Raw genomic sequence first — 18,090 nt, 5'->3', positions numbered from 1 at the left:
GTCACCGATCGAAGGACGCGGTCGGTTCCGGCTTACCGCCTCCAGGAACGGACATCGAGATGAATTCGCGCTCCACCATCCGGGAACCCCGTCGACCGAGGACGGGTCCGGCCGTCTGGGCAGCGTTGGAGGTCGACGACCGGAGCCTGTTCGAACACGAGTTCCGCGCCGCGCTCGAAGAGGTCGCCGAGACCTTCGACGTCGGCAGACTCACCGAGGTCGTGCATCGCTGGCGACCACACACGGTGGTCGCGAACAGCTCCTCGCCCTCTGGCAGGTTCCCGCAGCGATCCGCTGTGGAGGCTGACGAATCGGCCATCGCCTGGCCGCCGGAGGGTTCCGACCGGATGGCGGCAGGCGGTCAGTCGAACTAGCCACGCCGCCGCGCACGGCACCGGCGGGCCGTGGTCTCACACGGACCTGGCGTCCGTCGCCGATGAAGCGGCGATGCGTGACGGGCCCTGGCTTCTCGGTGCGCGTCGCCTGAGCTCTCTGGTCTGGGTTGCGGCGTCGATGAGCAGCGCGCCCTCTCGATTCCTTCTACACGGGCGCTTGTGGCCTGCCCGGAGTCGAGCTCGATTCGCCCGGGCGTCCCGGGCCTACCCGGTCCCGGCCCGACGCGCGACCCAGCAGTCGATCGACACGTCCGATGGCGAGCCGACGCACCGAGATCGACGGGGGACCGACACAGCACAGGAAGCGCTCTGACAGACTCGGTCTCGTCGACGACCATGGCGAATCGGCTGTCGGCGCCCGTGTCGTCTTCCACAGTGGTGGAGGTGCTCCGGGCTGACGCGCTCCGCGCAGGATGGTCCGCGTCCTCCTCACCATCGTGGGGGTGCACCGCCGTCGGGCTCGGAGATTCTCGGGTCCCTCTTCGACGTCCCCACACCGGTGGGGGTCAGCGCCGAGTACAGCCGGTCCCGGTATCGGGCCCGGCGGTTCGATGCGGTCGGCGGTGTCCTCGGCCATGCCCGGTCGGGCGAGATCTCCCAGCGGCGGGGCAGGTTCGCCGAACCCGGGCACGGCCCCGCGTAAGGTGAGCGCATGTCCCGTCCGAAACCTTCCGCCGGGCCTGACGTGGACACTCGCGATGAGACCGAGGCCGCACCTCGGAAGTCTCGACGTACCGACCGGATGACGACGTCCGACAGCGGAAGCGAACTACCACCGGCCGAGCGGACGCCGCAACGGCCCCTCCCTCGCGTCAGGGTGCGTGAGCGCGCCGACGCCGCCCGGAATCGGGCCAGGGTGCTCGCGGCCGCGGAGCGCCTGTTCGCCACCTCACGCGCCGAACCCATCACGATGGGCGAGATCGCCCACGAGGCAGGCGTCGGCCGGGCGACCCTGTATCGACGGTTCCCCGATCCGGCCTCCATCGCGCTGGCGCTACTCGATGAGCACGAACACGCGCTGCAGGAACAACTGTTGCGAGGTGAACCGCCGCTGGGTCCGGGAGCGCCGCCCGCCGAACGGCTGGCCGCCTTCTACGCCGCGATGGTCGACATCCTGGAACGACATCTCTATCTGGTGCTCGGTGCCGAGGCCGGTGCGGCGCGGTTCGAGGCCTGCGCGTACGGCTTCTGGCGAGTACACGTGCGCGCCCTGCTGGTGGACGCGCGGGCCGCCGACCCAGACGCGACGATCGACTCGCTACTCGCACCGCTCGCGCCCGAGGTCTACCAATACCAACGTCACCAGTGCGGACTCAGCCAGGAGCGAATCGTCGCGGCGCTCCGGCGGCTGGCCACCCAGGCGTTGGCCACTCACTGATCGCACGGTGTCGCAGGCGAATCGGTCGGATTCGCAGCAGCCGAGAACCGGGATCGAGGCTTCGTGCCGGTGATGGCAGGCGGCCCGCGAGCCTGCACAGCGCCCTAGGCCAGGAGCCTTCGTTGCGTGGCCGCGAACTCGAAGGTGCGCGCCTGCTCGGCCGGGGTGCCGATCGGAGCCACCAACAGCTCGGTCACCCCGGCATCGGCGAAAGCTCGGAAGGCCGCGGCCACCTCGGTCTCGTCCCCGGCGACGACGGTCTCGGCTAATCCGGCCATGCCCTGCCGGTCGAGCAGCGATCGATAACTCGCGAAGTCCGCAGCCGCACCGAATTGGACGGCCACCGAATCCCGGATCGTGTCCGGGTCGGCGGTGAGGGCGACCAACACGGTCGCCACCACCCGGGGTTCCGGTTGCCCGGCCGCCTCGGCCGCCCGCCGGATCGTCGGCACGATGTGTTCACCGAGGTACTCCGGGCCCGCCCAGACGGTGATCGTCCCCGAGGCCAGTTCCCCGGCCAGCCGCAGCATCATCGGACCGAGGGCCGCGACCAGCACCGACGGTCTGGACACCGATGGCACGGTCACCCGCCCCGCCGCCGTGAGCAACTCGCCTCGGAAATCGATCTCGGTGCCTGCCAGCAGCGGCTGGAGCGCGGTCAGGTACTCGCGCATGTACCGCGCCGGACGATCGTAGGAGTAACCGAAGGAACCCTCGATGATCTGGCGATGCCCCAAGCCGAGGCCGAGGGTGAATCGACCGGCCGCCGCGGCCTGCACGGTCAGCGCCTGCGCAGCCATCGTCAGCGGATGGTGCGGTTGGGCCAGGGCAACACCGGTTCCGATGTCGATCCCGGGCACCTGGCCCGCACTGATCGCCGCGAGGGTGATCGGGTCCCAACTCGAGAGCCGGGGGAAGTAGAAGCTGTCGAGTCCGGCGTCGCGCGCCTGTCTCACGCGCTCGATGACTGCGGGCAGTCTCTGGTCGCCGCCGTTGAAGAAGGTGCCGATGCGCATGGGGTCCTCCACCCGAGTAAGCGGAATGCTCCATTCCGCTACCGCGCGGTAGATTAACAGGAATCTTGAATTCCGGTTAAGAGGTCTCATGCGTGCCGATGCCCGCCGTAACCGCGAACAGATCGTTGCCGCCGCACTCGCCCTGTTCGCAAAGCACGGCTCCTGCGTGTCGATGGAGGAGATCGCGGCCGAGGCAGGCGTGGGAGTCGGCACGATCTACCGACGTTTCCCCGACCGCACCAGCCTGCTCACCGAGATCACCATCAGCACCCTGCGGATCCTGCTCGCGGACACCGAGCTCTCCGCGACCGAGGAGCCGTCCAGCGAGGCGAGGTTGATCCGGTACATCCAGACCTGCAGCGGATCACCCTTGGCCCTGCTCAAGACGGTCGGCGACCTCGATGACCCCGAGTTCATCGAGACCAGGGACGCCTTGAACGAACAACTGCTGAGCATCATCACGGGCGGCCAGGCGGAGGGGACGATCCGAACCGACATCGTGCCTGTCGAGATCGTGCAACTGATCAGCACGGCGGTGTGTCGACCCGGCGCCCGGCCCGACGATCCGCTGACGGTCGTGCTGTTGGACGGCCTTCGGGTCCCCGGCACGGGAAGCGGCCATCGGTAGCCTCCGCAGGCTGTGTCCGGCGGCGGCCCGGGAGGACGGTCCGGGCTGAAAATTCAGGTGCTTGGCGCGGAGATAGCGGCTATCGTCCCGGCCGTCCGATTCCGACGAGGGAAAGCAGGCGATTTCGGTGATTGCGGCCCAGGCCACGACCAGCCCTTCGACGTGGGAGTCCCCCACCGGTTGATTCCCACCGCGAAGGAGCTGGCCACGCCGTCATCGACCATCTTCTTCGAGGAGTCTTCGTTGTCCCTACGTTTTCACGAGATCGCCGAGTCCGGACACCGGATCCTGAACCCGCTCACCCCGGCGAAGCTCGACCTGTTGGGCGAGATCTGTCGGCTGCGCCCCGGCATGCGTCAGCTCGATCTGGCCTGTGGGGCGGGCGAGATGCTGGCCCAGTGGTCGGCGCGCTACGACATCGAGGGTGTCGGCGTCGACCTGAGCAAGGTCTTCCTCGACGCCGCGGTGGCCAGGGCGGCGGAGCTGGGCGTCACGTCCCGGCTTCGTTTCGTCCACGGTGATGCGGCGGACCACGTCGCCGAATCCGAGGCGTACGACGTGGTGTCCTGCGTGGGAGCCACCTGGATCGGCGGAAACCTGGCGGGCACCATCGAGTTGATGCGACCCGCGCTCCGTCCCGGCGGCCTCCTGGTGATCGGCGAGGTGTTCTGGATCTCCGAGCCGCCGGAGGAGGTGTGCGAGGCCAACGGCATGGCGCGCACGGACTACGCCTCCCTGATCGGCACCAACGCCGTCTTCGAGTCCGCAGGCTTCGAGTTGATCGAGATGGTGCTCTCCGACGCAGATTCCTTCGATCGCTACGTCGCCTCCCAATGGCGGACGATGAGCGATTGGCTGCGGGAGCATCCGACCGACCCGGATGCCACGGAGTTCCGCGATCTCCTCGAAGTAGCCAGGCGGGCGCACCTGTTGAGCCGGAACCATCTCGGCTGGGGTGTCTTCGTGCTTCGGGCGATCTGATCGGTTCGCTCGGCCGCCGTCAGTTCAGCAGGTCGGCGGCCGAGTGATCGAGGAGTGCCGTCGACCGGCAGGTCACCGCGACGACACCGACGTGGTGACCTGCCGGTGCGACCGGAACGAACACCTGAACCGAGTCGGGGGTCGGCAGCACTCCGGTATGCAGCGGTCCAGCCCGCCATTCGACGATGCTTGGAGCGGCATCGGGGCCGCTCATCACCACCTGCTCCGGCCGCACCGTCCAGCCCGCGTCGAGCGCCTTGAGCACCGCTGCCTTGCGGGTCCAGTAGCCGAGGAAGACGTCCTCGCGGTCGGCCGGATCGAGTCGGAGTATCTCGGCCCGCTCCCCCGGGGCCAGGACCGAGTCGATCAGCGGGCCGATGTGCCGTCCGCTCTGCCGGTGTTCCAGGTCGACACCGACCGGGATGCCCTCAGCCAGTGCGACCACCACCCAGTCGCCCGCCGAGGCGATGGAGAAGCACAGCTCCCGTTCACCGTCGAGCACCACGCCGCCCGTACCGGTCTCGTGGTGGGCGCCGCCGGAGGTGTATCGAACCTCGGCAGGCTCGATGCCGGTATGTGCGGCGATCAGCACTCGCACGAGGGCACGACCGACGAGGTACCGCTCGCGCGTGCCGTCCTGGGTGAACCGGTGGTAGCGAACGGACTCCTGCGGGTCGAGCCACCGCTGGAGCACGGGGTCGGCCGTGGCCCGGGCGGCCCACCACAGCTGGATCTCGCCTGCGACCAGTGCGGGCAGCCTGTGGGGGCTCGCACCATGCTGCGGCACCGCCGACCCGCCGTCGGTGAGCAGATCGGCAGGGCTGCCGATATTCAGCGGCCGGGTCAGCGTGGAATCCGCGGGCGTGCGGTCCGCAGCGGCCCGCATGGCGCGTGCGCCCCGTTCCAAGGCATGCAGCTCATCGACCGAGAGCTGAGCCAGCAGCGCACGCCGATGCTCACGGCCAGCAACCGCAATGTCGTCCAACAGGGTGATGCCAGCCGGGGTGAGTGAGGACAGCCGGATCCGACGGTCTCGCAAGTCGGGCACCCGGTTGACCAAGCCCCGGTCGAGGAGCCGATCGATCAAACCGGTGACGGTGGCGAGGCTCACTCCGAGCTGATCGGCGAGGGCATGACCGGAGAGCCCGCCGTCGACGGCGAGGCAGAGCAACACCCGAAACTGCTGCATGGTCAGGCCGCTGTCCAGCAACGGATGCGATCTGATGCGCACCGCGCCGCGCATCAGCGCCTCTTCGTGCCGCTGGATGGTCTCGCTCAATCGGTGCCGCTCTTCGTCGATCCGCACCGGAGGATCCTCCCTTACCGACCCCGTTCTCAACGATCTCTCAGCTTCTCGGCAATACTCTGTGTGAAGCTAACAATTCACCCATTCACCTCCTGATCATCACTCGACCAGAGGATCCACCCGTGACCTGGCTTGCTCGACTCAGCCTGGCTAACCGTGCACTGGTAGCACTCGTCTCGGTGCTCATCCTGGGCTTCGGTGCCTTCGCTACCACCTCACTCAGACAAGAGCTCATTCCCTCGATGGAGATCCCGGTGGCCGCCGTGGTCGCCCCCTATCCCGGCGCCGCAGCGCAGGTGGTGGAGGACCAGGTCACCGAGCCGTTGGAGACGGCGGCCACCGGGGTGCGCGGGGTGGAAGGCACCTCCGCCACCAGCAGCGGCGGGATGTCGGTGATCACGGTCGAACTCGAGTTCGGCACGAATCTGAGCACCGCCGAGCAGGACCTCCAGCAGGCGGTGAACCGGGTCTCGGCGGCCCTGCCGGAGGAGGTCTCGCCGACGGTCATGACCGGCAGCGTCGACGATCTGCCGGTACTGCAGCTCTCCGCCGCCTCGGAGGAGGACGAGGCGGAGACGGCCCGTCTGCTGCGGGACGAGGTGGTGCCGATGATCGAGGAGGTCGGGGGCGTCCGCGAGGTCAGCCTGACCGGCATCGCCGAGAACGCCGTCACCATCGATCTCGACCAGGCCGCGCTCGCAGGCGCGAACATCCAGCTGCCCGCCGTGCTCCAGGCGCTGCAGGCCGCCGGGGCGAGTGTGCCCGCCGGAACGATCGACGAGAACGACAACACACTGTCGGTGTCGGTGGGTGGCCCGGCCGATTCGGTCGAGGACCTCCGGGAGATCCGGATCTCCTCGGACAGTGGATCCGTCCGGCTCGCCGATGTCGCCGAGGTGACCAGCGAGCCCGAGGAGCCGACCGGCTACTCGCGCACCGACGGCGTGCCCAGCATCGGGATCGGCGTGACCAAGACCCCGGTAGGCAACACCGTGGAGATCTCTGAAGAGGTCCGGGAACTGTTGCCCGAGATCGAGCGGCTGCTCGGCGATGCGGGTCAGGTCACGATCGTCTTCGATCAGGCGCCGTTCATCGAGCAGTCGATCCACGATCTGACCGTCGAAGGCGCACTCGGTCTGGTCTTCGCCATCGTGATCATCCTGCTCTTCCTGCTCTCGATTCGGTCGACGCTGGTCACCGCCGTGTCGATTCCGCTGTCGGTGCTCATCGCGCTGATCAGCCTCTACGCCGCCGACTACTCGCTGAACATCCTGACCCTCGGTGCGCTTACCGCCGCCGTCGGGCGGGTGGTGGACGACTCGATCGTCGTCATCGAGAACATCAAGCGACATCTGGGCTACGGCGAGCGCAAACGCCAGGCGATCATCACCGCCGTGCGCGAGGTGGCGGGCGCCATCACCGCCTCCACCATCACCACCGTCGCGGTGTTCCTGCCGATCGCGCTGGTCGGCGGCCAGGTCGGCGAGCTGTTCCGCCCCTTCGCCGTCACCGTCGCCGTCGCGCTGGTCGCCTCGCTGCTCGTCTCGTTGACCATCGTCCCGGTCCTGGCGTACTGGTTCCTCAAGGACCGCAAGGAGAACGGCGAGGGCGCCCCGGACGAGGCCGCCATCCGCGAGAAGGAGGAGCGCGGGCCGCTGCAGCGCACCTATCTCCCGGTACTGCGTGGTTCGCTGGCGCACCCGGTGATCACCATCGTGATCGCCGTCGCCCTGCTCGGCGGCACCCTCGCGCTGGTCCCCCAGTTGCAGACCAACTTCCTCGGCGACAGCGGCCAGAACACCCTGTCGGTCAGCCAGGAACTGCCGCCCGGCTCCAGCTTGGAGACCGCGGATGAGGCCGCCCGCGAGGTCGAGGAGGTGCTCGCCGACGTCGACGCCGTGGAGAGCTACCAGTCCTCGATCGGGGCTCAGGGCGGGATCGCCGCCTCGTTCGGGATGGGCGGTTCGGGAGCGACGACGTTCTCGGTGACCACCGACGAGGACGCCGACCAGAGCGCCGTGCAGACCGAACTGCGTGATCGGCTCGCCGAGCTGACCGATGCCGGCGAGATCACCGTCTCGGCAGGCGGCATGGGCTTCGGCGGGACCAGCGGTCTCGAGGTGATCGTCAGCGGCGACGATCAAGAGGACTTGGCGGACACCGCTACCCAGGTCACCGATCTGCTCAACGACACGCCGGGAACCACCGATGTCAGCAACAACCTCTCCGTCGAGGAGCCCTCGGTGGCGGTCACGGTGGATCGGGAGGCGGCAGCCGCCATCGGTCTGGACGAGCAGACCGTGGGACAGCTGGTGTCCGGCGCGCTGCGCGGCACCCCGGCAGGCACCCTGACCATCGACGGCACCCGCCAGGACATCGTGGTCCGCAGCGGCGAGGCACCCGCCGACCTCGAAGCGCTTCGGACGTTCCCGCTGGGTGCGGGGCCGCAGGGCCCGATCACCCTCGCCGACATCGCGACCGTGGAGGAGGTCTCCGAGGCCACCACGATCACCAGGCAGGACGGCCAACGCAGCGCCACGGTCAGCGCAGGCTTGGACGCCGAGGACCTGGGCAGCGTCAACTCCGAGCTGCAGAGTCGGATCGACGCACTGGATGTCCCGCCCGGCATCGATATCACCATCGGCGGCGTCAGCGCGGATCAGGACGAGGCCTTCGCCGATCTGGGTGTGGCGCTGCTGCTGGCCATCGCGATCGTCTACGTGGTGATGGTGGCAACCTTCCGCAGCCTGCTGCAACCGCTGCTGCTGTTGGTCTCCATCCCCTTCGCGGCGACCGGTGCCCTGGGCCTGCTGGTGATCACCGGTACGCCGCTCGGTGTTCCCTCGCTGATCGGCATGTTGATGCTCATCGGCATCGTGGTCACCAACGCCATCGTGCTGATCGACCTGGTCAACCAGGTACGCAGGACCGGTAAGTCCATCAGGGAGTCGATCATCGAGGGCTCCCGGCAGCGACTGCGCCCGATCCTGATGACGGCGTTGGCGACGATCTGTGCGCTGGTACCGATGTCGCTGGGCATCACCGGTGGCGGCGTGTTCATCTCGCAGCCGTTGGCGATCGTGGTGATCGGCGGACTGTTCTCGTCGACGCTGCTCACCCTCGTGCTGGTGCCGGTGCTGTACTCGCTGACCGAGCGGGCTCGCGCCGCACTCAGCCGCAGGTCCGCCGAGGACGAGGAACCGGCCGAGGCCGGCACGACGACCGGCTGAGCCGCACCTGGGCGCCGGTCGAACGACGACGGGCGGGTGGTCCTCGCGGACCGCCCGCCCGTCGTCATTTCGCATTCGCCCGTCCCGCTGATCATCGAGCGCTAGGCTTTAACCCGTTCGAGGGGAATCGCCGAATCGGCCATGCGCAGCCGGCGCGGCGCCCCAGCGGAGGTCTCGGCGGACTCGCGGGGGCGGTCCGAGGTGATTCGGTCGAGGTATTCGGAGGAAATCGTGTCGCTGTCTCGCCGGTCCCGGCCGCAGCTCCTCGCCATCGGCGGATCGCTCGTGGCGCTCGTGGCCCTGGCCGGATGCGCGGACGTCGCCGAGGTGGCAGAGCCCGAGACCCGCAGCTTCGGGGCCGCTCCCGAGGAGCTCTCGATCACCACCGACGGCAGCGGCGCGCAGCTCGTGATCCGAGGCGCCGATGTCGAGGAGATCGAGGTGACCCGCTGGTTCGCGGGCGAGCCCTTCATGGGCAGCGCCGAGGCGACCTGGGAACTCACCGGCGACACCCTGCTCCTGGCGACCGAGTGCGGTGGTTTCCTGATCGGCCGGTGCGATGCCCGGTACGAGGTGCTGGTGCCCGCCGATGTGACGACGCTGGCCATCACCGGAAGCAGCGGATCGATCACCGCCACCGATCTCGAGGTCGAACTCGAGGTCAGTTCGCAGAGCGGCGCGGTGGACGTCTCGGGAATCACCGGCACCACCACCGTGAGCAGCGAGAGCGGCGCCGTCGATGTCGGTGACATCGACGGCGAGCAGCTCACGGTGCGAAGCCAGAGCGGCGCGGTACAGGCGACCGATCTCATTGCCGCCCGCATCGACGTCGAGTCCCGCAGCGGCAGCGTCGATCTCGAAGTTCTCGCCCCGGCCGATGAATTGCTGGTGACCACCCAGAGCGGTGCGGTGACGGTCGAGGTGCCCGAGGTTCCCTACCAGCTCGACACCGAGACCGACAGCGGCAGCGTGACGAGCAACCTGACCGAGAATTCGGACGCCGAGAACACGATCACCCTGAAGACCTCCAGCGGAAGCATCACGGCAGGCTGAATCAATACTCACGGTCTTAGGACCAGCGGGGACGATGTTCGACGCTCGGCCGAACTTCCGCTGACCGCACCGCCGCGCCGCGCGACCTCGGATCCAGCAGGCTAGGGCGCTGCACTGGAGCGCGCCGACGCCGTCTGACGGGATGGCTCGGGCCCGCCGAGCCGTGTCGCGGCCGCTCCAGCCGACCGGGTTCCGGGCCGGGCCGTCCCGAACGGCATCGACGAGGCCACCGAGACAGCCGAGGATCGGCTCCCCGTTCACCACAGGCGCACCGGCACCCCTCGGGTGAGTCAAGCGCAGCTCGGCTCGTCGAGCACGCTGCTGCCTGCCCTCGGCTCACCGATGGCGGATGTCATCGCGCGATGCGATCGTGCGATCCGACGAGCATCGCGGAGCTGTCGAGCCGAGCCGCTCGGCATCGCGTTCGGCCGACAGAGTCACCGTCCACGGCGGACGTCGTGCCATCGAGATCCGCGGGAGCCCTGCACACGACCGAGGAGAACCATGACTGCGCAGCGTCCAGCCCCGCCGGTCGGCAACCGCATCGCCGCCGCAGGCGGGGTCGTGGCAGGCGTCGTCCACCCGACCTCGGCCGCCGAGGGCGCCTTCGGATCCCGGGCTCCCTCGGCGGACTGCCTGGTCGGGATGGTGGATTGGCGGATCCGAGAATCCGGTCCGGCCGCGGTACGTCGCTCGGCCCGCCTCGGAGTCGACGGCATCCAACTGGATCTCGGCGGCCCCGGAACCGGGCCTCGGCTGGACGCTCCCGGACGGCTGGACGCGGTGCGCGAGATCGCCGAGTCCACCGGCGTCCGGTTGCTGGCCGTGTGCGCGAACCGGCTCAACGACATCGGGCTCACCGCGCGGGCGGGCAGTCGCGATGCAGCCCGGGTGCAGCGGGTCCTGGACCGATTGCTCGACGCGGCGCACTTCCTCGGTGCGCCGCTGGTGATCGTCCCCGGATTCCGGCGCAGCGCCATCGGCGGTCCCGAGCATTTCGCCCGTACCGCCGCCGTGCTGCGTGAAGCGGCGCGGGCCGCCGAGGCCCGAAATCTGCTGTTGGGCAGCATGAACCGGCTCGACGCGCGGTGGTCGACCCTGCTCGCCAAGGCGGTCGGCTCAGCTGCCTTCCGCCTGATGCTCAATCCGGCGAACGTGACCGCCTCGGGCACGTGCCCGGTCGATTTCGTTGGTGAGACCGCTGGGCTGCTGGCCGATCAGGTCGCATTGAAAGAAGTCCCACCCGACGTTCGCGCGGGTCCCGAGCCGGGATCGGTGACGGATCGACTGGACGACACCCTCGACGCACTGCGCGCGCAACGGGTCCCCGTACGGGCGCTCGTCTCGGAGACCGACCATCGCGACGGTGATCCGATCCGGCTGGCCCACGACCTCGACCGGCTGCGGCGGCGCGCTCGGTTGTTCACCGCAGCTCCATCGCCTCGAACCACTCCCGGCGGCGGTGCCGTGCATCCATCGTCGTCGCAGGCCGACGGCTGATCCGTCGTCGCGGGCCGCCGCGACGGTGGTGACGCACCGTGCTGGGGGCTCGCGGGGCAGGCGTTCGATCGTCTGCTTGCTAGGCTTGCGATCTAAGCGCGTCGATCGGACACACTCTCGCCGGGAATCAGATCGAACCTGTTGAGCGGGTGAGAGCGGCGTTACTCGAACGACGTGGAGGAGCGATGATGACCTCCGGTGGACCCGTGCGGCATCGCCGCCCACCCGCCGATTCACCCGATGGCGGCCCGCGTCCGAAATCCACGGCAGATCGATCGCAGGACGATCTCGTCGCCGAGGGCGCTGCGGCAGCCGAGTCGGCCGCGTCCACCGCCGAGCGCGTCGACCGGCTGGGCAATCTCACCGAGGCCATGGCCCAGATCAACGCCGCCGCCGACTTCGATGCCCTGGTGGCCGCAGCAGCCGTCGGGCTGGGCACGATCTTCCCGAACCGGGCCGTCGCGCTGGCGTTGCGGCCGGACGGTTGGTGCAGATTGGCTGTCGTCGAGGGGCCCGATGGCGCCGTGGTCACCAGAATCGTGGCCTCCGACCTGTTGGATCGCCTCGGCGATCACGCCGAGCAGCTGACCGACGACCTGGCCAGCGCCGTGTTGAGCGCCGCGACGTGGTCTGCGGAGGTTGCTTCCACCCCGATGACCGAGGACGTGCTAATCACGCTGTGCCACTGGCAGCCGGACAGCCCGCCGGTGTGTCTGGTCGTTGCCTCGGAGCTCGCGGACGACCCGGAGCAACGCGAGCTGCTATGGCAGCTCAGCAGGACTTTCGCCCTCGCGGTCGGCGGGCTGCGGTCCTTCGCCGCCGAACACAGTCTGGCGCTCACTCTGCAACGCAGTCTGTTGCCCAGTATGCTGCCTCGGCACCCGGATTTCGATATGGCGGTGCGCTACGTGCCCGCCTCCCACAACGCCGAGATCGGCGGCGACTTCTACGAGGTCACCGAGCTGGGCTCGGCGCTGCTCGTCGCGATCGGCGATGTCACCGGGCATTCGATCAAGGCCGCGACGATCATGGGCGAGGTGCGGCATGCCTTGCGTGCCTTCGCCATCGAAGGCCATCCCCCGGATGTGATCCTCGATCTGCTCAACCGGATGATGTTGAAGTACCACGCGGACTTCTGCGTCACCATGTGTCTGCTTCTGGTCGACACGGTGACCGGCGAGACCTCCGTCGCCAACGCGGGGCACATCCCTCCGCTGTTGATCGACCAGGAGGGCGCCCGCTTCGTACCGGTGCAGGGCCCGCTGCTGGGCATCGACCTGCCCCGCGCGGAGCCGACGGCGCTCCGGCTGCCGGTCGGCGCCACCGTGGTCCTGGTGACCGATGGGCTGCTCGAGGATCGCGTGACGGCCATCGACGAGGCGATGGCGACGCTCGCCGAGACGGCCGCGACCCCCGAGACGGGGACGCCTGCGGACGAGGACCTCGAAGATCTCTGCGAACGGCTCCTGGAACGCTTCGGCCACGACAAGGACGACGACATCGCGCTGTTGGCGCTGCGCCGCCGCGCCCAGGATCGGCATGCCGATTCCCCCGGCCGGGCCGCCGCCGAGCCGACGACCGACTGAGGGCCGCCGCCGAGCCAGGAGCCGGCCCCACACACGGCGCGGTGTGTGGGGCCGGTCCTTCCCTCAGTTCGGCCGTCACCCGTCGGCCGTCCCGAAGCTCGTCACCCTCGAATCATTCGGCCGCGCCGAACAACTCGGTGTGCAGGGCGAAGGCCGTGGCGATCTCCGCTTGGGCCCAGAATCGGTGGTAGGTGAAGGTCGGGGCCGGACCGCCGTCCAGGTAGGCCTGTACCTGCGGCCAGTCGGGGTCCTGCTCGTAGAAGGAGCGGATCGAGGCGAACGACGAGTCGGAGTCGATCACGTCGCCGTTGGGCATGGTGCCCGTCCAGCCCTCGGGGATGTAGAGCCCCTGGTCGGTGCTCGCGTCGTAGGTGTCGTCGAAGCGCTCGTAGTCCTGCCTGGCCTCCGGGATCGCGATACCGATGTCGGTCTCGTTGGCCAGTAGGGCGTCGAGCAGTGCTTCACCGGTGGCGCGAGCGTCGGCGTCGCCGGACTCGGCCGCGTAGTGCAGCAGGGTCTTGACGTACGAGGCGGTGACTCCGACGTCCTGGGTGTGGTCGACGACCTGGACACTCAATCCGGCGTTGTCACCGGGGTTGTCCGGGTTCCAGTCGTCGGGCTGGCCGCTCCAGGAGAGGTTGGAGGGAACGGCGAAGCTGCCGTCCGCGCCGATCTCGGTGTTGGCGATGGCCCAGTCGACCCAGGCCGACACGATCTCGCCTGCGCGCTCGTCACCGGTGACGTCGTACAGCTGCGCGATGCGTTCCATGCCCCAGGCCTGGAAACCGAACCACTGGTTGCTCGGCGGGTCGTTCCAGACCGGCTGCCAGTCGTAGTACAAGCCGTAGAAGGTGGGGCTGTCGGCGGGCGGCTCGGCGTAGCGACCCTCCCAGTTGTTCGTGGCGCCACCGGCGATGCCGCCCTCGGGGGCCTGCAGCCACTGGATGAACTCGAGCTGCCGGTCCAGGCTCTGCGCCCAGTCCTCCTGCGCGGTCGGGGATTGCGGCGCCATCCCCGACACCTCGGACAGTGCCCAGGCCGCCATCGGGTTCTGGTAGCCCTGGTGGACGCCGGAACCACCGATGCGGAACGCCCACGGGTACTCGGCGCTGGCCATCGCGCCACCCCAGGAGTAGTACCAGGACAGCAGGTAGTGGGCGCTGTTCTTGCCGGTGCCCGCCGCGCAGGTCGTCGGGTCGGTGCAGTCGCCGATCTCCTTGAAGTACTTGTCGTACATGGCGTACCGCAGGTAGTCGCCCATCTTCACCGCGTCGGAGATCGTGTCGGCGATCGCGTCGCCCTGGCCTTGGGCCTCGGCCCAGGTCTTGGCGAGGTAGGCGACCTGGACGACCCGCGCGTCCGCGTCGGGCGCGGCGGTGTACCGCCACTGCTGGGAGTACTGCTGATCGTCGGTGAAGAGATCCAGGTAGCCGTTCTCGCCGCCGAAGTCGAAGGTCTCGCAGGACGGATGCGGCACCGTCTCCCAGACCGATTCGTTGGAACCGCGCTGGTAGGAGTTCATGAAGACGGGCTCGTCACTGCTGCCGTCGCCGCAGAAACCGAAGCCGTAGACGTTGTCCACATCGAGCAACCACGCCATGCCGTACACATCGGAGTCGCCGTAGGTCGAGGTCAGCTCGTCGGCCAGCGGGTCCTCACCGACGGGGACGTCCGGCAGCAGCGGGGAGGGATAGTCGGTGGGCGTCGTCGACTCTCCCGCGTAGGTGGCGGGCGCACTCGCGTCGTAGGACGCGTTGGTCGGCTGGTCCTCGGTGCCGGGGACGATGAAGGTCTCCAACGACTCCCAGGCCTGATTGAACGGCTCCCAGTCCTCGGTGATGCGCCCGTAGGCCGCCTCCAACCAGAGGTAGTAGCTGTAGGCCTCCGAGGTGGTCTGATGCCCGTGGTCGGGGGCTTCGACGATCAACGTCTCAACCGAGTGGTAGGGCACGAGGAGGCCGTCGATGTCGCGGAAGTATCCGCTGGCCGGGTCCTTGATCTTGTCGTACTGCTCGAGGAAGGCCGTCTCGTAATCGGCCTGCATCGCGCTCGGCGTGCGCAGCGCGCCGGACTCGGCGGCGGAGCCGGTGGGCTCCGCGTTCTCGGCTGCACCGGGGGACGCCGTTATCGGCACGATCACTGCGGCCAGCAGCACCGCCGCAGCGGCTACCGGCACCGGCGACCGAGTCGGCCACCGCGTCAACCTTTCGGATCTCATGGTTCCTCGTCTCTGCGCTGGGGTTTCGAGAAGCCGAACTCGCGAGACACAGTGCTGGTCGGACCCGGTGAACGAACCGCGAAGCTCGTTCACCGGGCCGCCGCTGTCCGCGTGTCTGGAAGCCGGGACGGACAGTGTTCTCGCAACGAAAGCGGCATCACCTCCGCTGGCTGGGTATGGCAGGGGCCGGTGCGGGACGCCATTGGGAGCGCGGTCGCGTCCCGCACCGGGGCTTGGTCGGGCCGGAGTAGCCCGGATCAGTTGAGGCTGCGGATCTGCTCGGTCGGTTGGTCACGTCCTCGTGAGCGGCTGCGCGGGCTACGGCTGCGTGACAAGCGGAGTCTGCGACCTCGCAGGCTGTGACGCGGACGGATCCGACTGCCTGCCTGCTCGGGACGCCGAGACAGCGCCCGAGCCGGTGCGCACGATCCTGTCGAGCAGCGCCCCGATTCGTCGCCGTGCACCGTTGCGAACCTGCCGCCGAACTCCGAGCCGCAGGTCGGCTCCGGGTAAGTCACGGCCATCGATCGCGAACGGTGCCGCGTCGATGCGGTAGAGCATCGCGCCGTCCAGATCGGACGATCCGAACACCATCCATGCGGGTGGCGAGTGTCTACTCGGCCGACGATCGGCCGGTCCGGACGGAATCTCGTACCGCAGTCGATACCCCATGGTGAGCTCTCCGAGTCGGCGGGGCGGGCTGGCGAGAGTGCGTCGAGACGTCGCGCTGGACGGGTGTCGGCCTGGCGGGGGGCGGGCACAGGTCGGGAGCTACCCGCCTGTCCGCCCGCCGCCCCCGCCAGGGTGGTGGCGGTGATCGCCAACACACCCGCCAGTGACGTCGGGGTTCGTAATACGCCGTCTCGCACGGCTGCCTCCTCATCGAAGCACGAACCGGAAGTCGTATTCCACGGCAATTCAAGAAACTTTCCTTGCGTTACCTGTGAGCGCTCCCAAGTGAAGCGTAACCAAAGTGAAATACCCTGTAAAGACCGCCGCCATTTTCCCGACCTTCAGCAGCATCGAATCCGCCGAATGGCACTATCAATAAACCGCCACCCAGACTATTGACGCAATATCACCATCAATTCGACAATCGAATTCGATCGGCAATTCGATGAGCCCGAGATGCACGCGATCGGCCGACACTATCAATGGGAGCGCTCCCGCACCGCAAAGACCAGAACCGCGCCCAGCTGGCACGACACCCAGCCCGCGCCCCCGAACACGCCGGTGCCGGCGCGACTGGATCTCGCGCCGGCACCTGCGATCAAGGTGACCCGACAGCCATTTCGGCAGTTCAACGCCGGAGCCGCTATCGGTGGAGCACCGATGTTCTTTAGTTTCCGTTCTTCGACTCCACCTCGGGCACCGCGTTCGCCCGCATCACCGAGGACAGCCATTTCGCCGAGTTCTTCGGGGTACGCACCTGCGTCTGGTAATCGACATGCACCAGACCGAAGCGCTTCGAATAACCCCAAGCCCATTCGAAGTTGTCCAACAGCGACCAACAGAAGTATCCGCGCAAATCGACACCCGCCTCGATCGCCGTCAACGCGGCCCGCAGATGGCCGTCCAGGTAATCGATTCGATCCTGGTCGTCGACCTCGCCGCGATCGTTGACCACGTCCGGGCAGGCGGCCCCGTTCTCATTGACGTAGAGCGCGGTGACCGAATACTCCTCGTGCAACCTGCGCAGCACCCGGGACAGGCCGTTGGGGATGACCTCCCAGCCCATGTCGGTCACCGGCAGACCCGCATCGGCGAACCGCAGCGCGCCCGCGCCGACCCAGGGCGATCCCGGTGGGGTGAACGGGGCGGCGGTGTCGGCCGTCGCGGTCTCCGGTGCGGCGGCGCCGACGAGGTGGTGGGTGTAGTAGTTCACCCCGAACATGTCCAGCGGTGCGGCGATGGCGGCCAGGTCGCCATCCTGGATCCGCTCAGCCAAAGCGAACGGCGCCAGGTCGGCGACCACGTCGTCGGGGTATTGCCCGCGCAGCAACGGATCGAGGAAGATCCGGTTCTGCAGGCCGTCCACCCGGCGTGCCGCGTCCACGTCGGCCGGGTTCTCCGGGTCCACCGGATCGACCGGGTACAGATTCAAGGTGATGCCCAGCTTGGCCTTCGGCTCGCGTTGTCGGATCGCCGACACCGCGAGCCCGTGCCCGAGCAGCAGGTGGTGCACCGCCGCCACCGCAGCCGACGGCTCCTGACGGCCCGGGGCGTGCACCCCGGCCGAGTAGCCGAGCAGCGAGGAGCAGTACGGCTCGTTCAGGGTCGTCCAGTGCTCCACCCGGTCACCGAGCGCCGCGTGCACGGTGTCGGCGAACTCGGCGAACCGGAAGGCGGTGGACCGTTCGGCCCACCCGCCCCGGTCCTCCAGTGCCTGCGGCAGATCCCAGTGGTACAGCGTCAGCCACGGCGTGATGTCGTGCGCGAGCAGCTCGTCCACCAGCCGTCGGTAGAAGTCCAAGCCCGCCTCGTTGACGGCGCCGCCGTCCGGGCGAACCCGGGGCCAGGCCACCGAGAACCGGTACGCCTTGAACCCGAGGTCGCTCATCAACGCGACGTCCTGGGGCATCCGGTGGTAGTGGTCCACCGCGGGATCCCCGGTGTCGCCGTTGAGCACGCGGCCCGGAGTGCGGCTGAAGGTGTCCCAGATGGAGTCGGTGCGCCCGTCCTCCGTGGTGGCTCCCTCGATCTGGAAGGCCGCGGTGGACGAGCCCCACAGGAAGTCCGCTGGGAAGTCCCGTCGATGCGTTGGCGTCGAGATCTCCTCGGCGCGTGTGCCGTTCACCT

12 protein-coding genes are annotated in these 18,090 nt (G+C 68.5%); 8 read left to right on the top strand and 4 right to left on the bottom strand.

Annotated elements, in window-relative coordinates:
* Positions 1 to 59 precede the first annotated feature (59 nt).
* Both BKA25_RS09585 and BKA25_RS09580 read left to right on the top strand, forming a co-directional pair.
* Positions 60 to 374: a DUF6247 family protein gene (locus tag BKA25_RS09585; RefSeq protein WP_069850504.1), complete on the top strand. Its 315-nt coding sequence runs from the start codon at positions 60 to 62 to the stop codon at positions 372 to 374.
* Positions 375 to 1,212: 838 nt separating this feature from the next.
* Positions 1,213 to 1,773: a TetR/AcrR family transcriptional regulator gene (locus BKA25_RS09580; RefSeq protein ID WP_069853833.1), complete on the top strand. Its 561-nt coding sequence runs from the start codon at positions 1,213 to 1,215 to the stop codon at positions 1,771 to 1,773.
* Positions 1,774 to 1,877: 104 nt separating this feature from the next.
* Here BKA25_RS09580 and BKA25_RS09575 read toward each other — a convergent pair whose 3' ends face one another.
* On the bottom strand, positions 1,878 to 2,789 hold the full coding sequence (locus BKA25_RS09575) for a TIGR03564 family F420-dependent LLM class oxidoreductase (RefSeq protein WP_069850506.1): 912 nt from the start codon (positions 2,787 to 2,789) through the stop codon (positions 1,878 to 1,880).
* A gap of 88 nt (positions 2,790 to 2,877) precedes the next feature.
* Here BKA25_RS09575 and BKA25_RS09570 point away from each other — a divergent pair, with 88 nt between their 5' ends.
* Positions 2,878 to 3,417, top strand: a complete 540-nt coding sequence (locus tag BKA25_RS09570) for a TetR/AcrR family transcriptional regulator (protein WP_069850507.1) — start codon at positions 2,878 to 2,880, stop codon at positions 3,415 to 3,417.
* Positions 3,418 to 3,579: 162 nt separating this feature from the next.
* A complete protein-coding gene (locus tag BKA25_RS09565) occupies positions 3,580 to 4,398 on the top strand; it encodes an SAM-dependent methyltransferase (RefSeq protein WP_216637744.1) in 819 nt (272 codons plus the stop codon).
* 19 nt (positions 4,399 to 4,417) lie between these two features.
* Here BKA25_RS09565 and BKA25_RS09560 read toward each other — a convergent pair whose 3' ends face one another.
* Positions 4,418 to 5,704, bottom strand: a complete 1,287-nt coding sequence (locus BKA25_RS09560; protein WP_069850509.1) for a MarR family transcriptional regulator — start codon at positions 5,702 to 5,704, stop codon at positions 4,418 to 4,420.
* A 122-nt stretch (positions 5,705 to 5,826) separates the two neighbouring features.
* On the opposite strand from BKA25_RS09560, the gene BKA25_RS09555 reads away from it, so the two are divergent.
* The 4 genes from BKA25_RS09555 to BKA25_RS09540 all read left to right on the top strand — a co-directional run bounded on the left by BKA25_RS09555 (position 5,827) and on the right by BKA25_RS09540 (position 13,073).
* The gene (locus BKA25_RS09555; protein ID WP_069850511.1) at positions 5,827 to 8,934 is read left to right on the top strand and encodes an efflux RND transporter permease subunit; all 3,108 of its coding nucleotides are present in this window, start codon (positions 5,827 to 5,829) and stop codon (positions 8,932 to 8,934) included.
* Between the two features lie 231 nt (positions 8,935 to 9,165).
* Positions 9,166 to 9,987, top strand: a complete 822-nt coding sequence (locus tag BKA25_RS09550) for a DUF4097 family beta strand repeat-containing protein (protein ID WP_172803826.1) — start codon at positions 9,166 to 9,168, stop codon at positions 9,985 to 9,987.
* 504 nt (positions 9,988 to 10,491) lie between these two features.
* On the top strand, positions 10,492 to 11,487 hold the full coding sequence (locus BKA25_RS09545) for a sugar phosphate isomerase/epimerase family protein (protein WP_069850515.1): 996 nt from the start codon (positions 10,492 to 10,494) through the stop codon (positions 11,485 to 11,487).
* A 188-nt stretch (positions 11,488 to 11,675) separates the two neighbouring features.
* A complete protein-coding gene (locus BKA25_RS09540) occupies positions 11,676 to 13,073 on the top strand; it encodes a PP2C family protein-serine/threonine phosphatase (RefSeq protein WP_172803827.1) in 1,398 nt (465 codons plus the stop codon).
* A 112-nt stretch (positions 13,074 to 13,185) separates the two neighbouring features.
* Here BKA25_RS09540 and BKA25_RS09535 read toward each other — a convergent pair whose 3' ends face one another.
* Positions 13,186 to 15,291, bottom strand: a complete 2,106-nt coding sequence (locus BKA25_RS09535; protein ID WP_069850519.1) for a glycoside hydrolase family 48 protein — start codon at positions 15,289 to 15,291, stop codon at positions 13,186 to 13,188.
* Positions 15,292 to 16,630: 1,339 nt separating this feature from the next.
* Positions 16,631 to 18,088 (bottom strand): GH1 family beta-glucosidase, encoded by a 1,458-nt coding sequence (locus tag BKA25_RS09530; protein WP_236750304.1) that lies wholly within the window; start codon positions 18,086 to 18,088, stop codon positions 16,631 to 16,633.
* Positions 18,089 to 18,090: the final 2 nt, after the last annotated feature.

The sequence above is a fragment of the Actinoalloteichus hymeniacidonis genome (genome assembly GCF_014203365.1).
Taxonomy (GTDB): domain Bacteria; phylum Actinomycetota; class Actinomycetes; order Mycobacteriales; family Pseudonocardiaceae; genus Actinoalloteichus_A; species Actinoalloteichus_A hymeniacidonis.
Note: the sequence above shows the minus strand (reverse complement) of the source record. Positions and strands in the feature narration are given on the sequence as shown.

Bases quoted from the DNA above. Each gene is read 5' to 3' on its own strand.
- BKA25_RS09570 (WP_069850507.1), top strand. From the start codon at position 2,878: ATGCGTGCCGATGCCCGCCGTAACCGCGAACAGATCGTTGCCGCCGCA.
- BKA25_RS09585 (WP_069850504.1), top strand. From the start codon at position 60: ATGAATTCGCGCTCCACCATCCGGGAACCCCGTCGACCGAGGACGGGT.
- BKA25_RS09535 (WP_069850519.1), bottom strand. From the start codon at position 15,291: ATGAGATCCGAAAGGTTGACGCGGTGGCCGACTCGGTCGCCGGTGCCG.
- BKA25_RS09540 (WP_172803827.1), top strand. From the start codon at position 11,676: ATGACCTCCGGTGGACCCGTGCGGCATCGCCGCCCACCCGCCGATTCA.
- BKA25_RS09545 (WP_069850515.1), top strand. From the start codon at position 10,492: ATGACTGCGCAGCGTCCAGCCCCGCCGGTCGGCAACCGCATCGCCGCC.
- BKA25_RS09575 (WP_069850506.1), bottom strand. From the start codon at position 2,789: ATGCGCATCGGCACCTTCTTCAACGGCGGCGACCAGAGACTGCCCGCA.